This window comes from Pseudomonas sp. IT-P44, from assembly GCF_949768225.1.
GTDB lineage: Bacteria > Pseudomonadota > Gammaproteobacteria > Pseudomonadales > Pseudomonadaceae > Aquipseudomonas > Aquipseudomonas migulae.
On record NZ_CATKQM010000097.1, the window covers coordinates 1 to 329 of the forward strand.

Genomic DNA, 329 nt, shown 5'->3' on the forward strand with positions numbered 1-329 from the left:
TATCCAGTCTATCTTTCTATCACATACCCAAATTTTTAAAGAACGATCTAGCCAAAGACTAGAAATCAACATTCACCACCATCACGATGGAATGCTCATTTCTAAGCTTTATACAATCAGAAGCAGTAGTGGTGGAGCCAAACGGGATCGAACCGTTGACCTCCTGCGTGCAAGGCAGGCGCTCTCCCAGCTGAGCTATGGCCCCGTATTGCTACAGGATCCCACACAAAAATTGGTGGGTCTGGGCAGATTCGAACTGCCGACCTCACCCTTATCAGGGGTGCGCTCTAACCAACTGAGCTACAGACCCAATTTCGGGCTGCTTCTTA

Annotated in this window: 2 tRNA genes; both read right to left on the reverse strand. The window is 48.3% G+C overall.

Annotation, left to right across the window (positions count from 1 at the left end):
* Nucleotides 1-129 precede the first annotated feature (129 nt).
* A tRNA-Ala gene (locus ACM6IO_RS29055) sits at nucleotides 130-205 on the reverse strand.
* A gap of 28 nt (nucleotides 206-233) precedes the next feature.
* Nucleotides 234-310, reverse strand: a tRNA-Ile gene (locus ACM6IO_RS29060).
* Nucleotides 311-329: the final 19 nt, after the last annotated feature.